The 2,410-nt window shown below is 59.8% G+C and carries 1 protein-coding gene and 1 pseudogene; both read left to right on the forward strand.

Annotation, left to right across the window (positions count from 1 at the left end; all coding sequences use genetic code 11):
* Positions 1 to 47 precede the first annotated feature (47 nt).
* Positions 48 to 1,430: an HlyD family type I secretion periplasmic adaptor subunit gene (locus V6C07_RS03130; RefSeq protein ID WP_333534921.1), complete on the forward strand. Its 1,383-nt coding sequence runs from the start codon at positions 48 to 50 to the stop codon at positions 1,428 to 1,430.
* Positions 1,431 to 1,451: 21 nt separating this feature from the next.
* Positions 1,452 to 2,410 (forward strand): annotated as a pseudogene (locus V6C07_RS03135) (HD domain-containing phosphohydrolase); the annotation flags it as partial.

Consider the following 2,410-nt stretch of genomic DNA (forward strand, 5'->3'; position numbering starts at 1 on the left):
AGCAGCCAGGTGGCCCGCCGCAGGGCAGCCCCGGTCTTTTTGCCGCCATGGACGCGCCCCTCAACGGCTTGACGCCTGACGACATACAATTTGCCAGCGAGGTGGACGCCGCGTTGGCACGCAGACCCCATTTCGGCGTCCGGGCGCTTTCCATCTGCGTGGCGGTCATGTTTTTGTGCCTTATCATCTGGGCCGCTTTTGCCAGCGTTGATGAAGTGACCCACGCCGAAGGCACGGTGGTGGGTTCGCAGCGCACCCAGACCATACAAAACCTTGAAGGCGGCATTTTGCGTGCCGTTATGGTGCGCGAAGGCCAGATTGTGGACAAGGGGACAACGCTGGCCCAACTGGATAACGAAATGGCCGAGAGCGCGTACCGCGATGCCGTGAACAAGGCTATGGAAAACAGTCTCGCCATTATTCGCCTTGAAGCGGAAATAAAAGGCGAGCCGCCTGTTTTTCCTGAGCATCTTGAAGCCTGGGCCAGCCAGCTTATTGGCCGCAAGGTGGACGAGGCCATTCTGGTGCGCGCCCGCCAGATCATGCAGGACCAGGAAAATGCCTATCAGGTGCGCCGCGTGCAGCTTAATGCCGAAGTGGAGGTGCTCCAGTCGCAGTATACCCAGCGCATGCACGATGTGGAGGAGCAGACGGCCCGCAAGGTGCAGCTTGACCGCAGCCTGGCCCTCGCCATTGAGCAGCGCGATGCGGCTTACACCCTGGTGCAGCGCAACAACTTTTCCAAGATGGAATATCTCGGCCTGCAGCAGCGCGTGGTGGAACTGCAGGGGCAGATTGACGCCCTGGCCGCGACCATACCCAAGGCGCAGGCTGCGGCCGAAGAATCGCAGCAGCGCATCGCCTCGCGTCGTGCGGAACAGGCGTCGGCCATCACTGAAGAGATCAATAAAAGACGGCAGGAGCTGAACTCGCTGCGTGAAAGCATCTCTGCCGGCCGCGACCGGGTAACCCGCACCGAACTTCGGGCGCCCGTGCGCGGCACGGTAAAGCAGATATACATTTCCACCGTGGGCGGCGTGGTAAAACCCGGCGAACCCATCATGGATATCGTGCCCCTGGACGACACCCTGCTGGTAGAGGCCAAGGTCAAGCCGCAGGACGTGGCTTTTCTGCGCCCCGGCCAGGATGTGATGGTCAAGGTTTCTGCCTATGACTTTTCTATTTACGGCGGGCTTGAAGGCAAGCTCGAGTCCATCAGTGCCGACACCATTGAAGACAAGAAGGGCGAACATTTCTATCTGGTCAAGGTGCGCACCCAGAAAAACGCCATTGTCTACCACAAGGAATATCTGCCCATTATTCCCGGCATGATTGTGACCACAGATATTCTTATCGGCAAAAAAACTGTTCTGGATTATCTGCTCAAGCCCATTCTCAAGGCCAAGCAGAACGCCCTGCGAGAGCGCTGATCCGTCGCGAAAGGAACGATTATGGCATTACAGGATTCTTCCGACAGAAAGTCGAGCAACCGCGCCGCAGCCCGGATCATGCTGGCTGTTTTCGCTGTGATGGCGGTTCTTATCGTGACAGGGGCCAACTGGTACCTTCAGAATTCCCGCGAGCGCATGTTGCGCGAGGTGGGGCAGAACCTGCACGTACAGGTCAATAACAAGGTGGCCCTGCTCACCGTCTGGTCTGGCGCGATCATCAAACAGGTTGAAATGTTCGCAGAAACGGATCTGTTGCGGCTTTTCGCAGCAGAGGTCAACAACTCGCGCCTGTCGGCGGACGTGCTGCTGCACGAATCGCAGAAAGAGCCGGAAAACCTGCCCTCGCCGGACAGTTTTGCTGATTCGGTGCCGGAAGGGCTGCGGGCGCCGGCGCAGGACCCCATCAGCGCCATTTTGCCGCGTCTGCCCATGATGCTGCGGCAGCTCAAGGACTTTGTTGAAAAGAACTCTTTCTGGGGCGCGTGCCTCATCAACACAGACCTGGAAGTGTATTTGTCGCCCGGCGAGCCGCCTGTTTTGAGCGTGGAACAGCGCGCGTACATCACCGAGGCCATCCGTACGCGCCATCTTGTGTTTCTGCCTGTGCGGCGGCAAAACGGCGAACTGGTCATGGATATGGCCTTTCCCATCGTGGCCCCGCTGTATGTGGACGCTGCGGGCGACAGGGTGGTTTCTGTGCTGCTGGCAACCACCAATGTGCTGCCGGTCGTCAAGGCCATCACACGCCATACGGGCGGCAGGGAGTTCAGTTCCGCCATCCTGGAGCACTTCGGCCAGCGGTTGCAGCGCATAGACCCCACCGTGCGGGAAGGCTTTGTGGACCTGCCCGGCTGGAAGCTTGAGGGCGGGCAGCTGCCCCTGGCCATGCGCACCGAACCCGGTCCCGGCGGCAACGGTGAGGACACCACATACACCCTGGGCGTGCCTGTGCCGCGCTT

This window comes from Desulfovibrio sp. 1214_IL3152 (genome assembly GCF_036763055.1).
In the GTDB taxonomy this organism is placed as follows: Bacteria; Desulfobacterota; Desulfovibrionia; order Desulfovibrionales; family Desulfovibrionaceae; genus Desulfovibrio.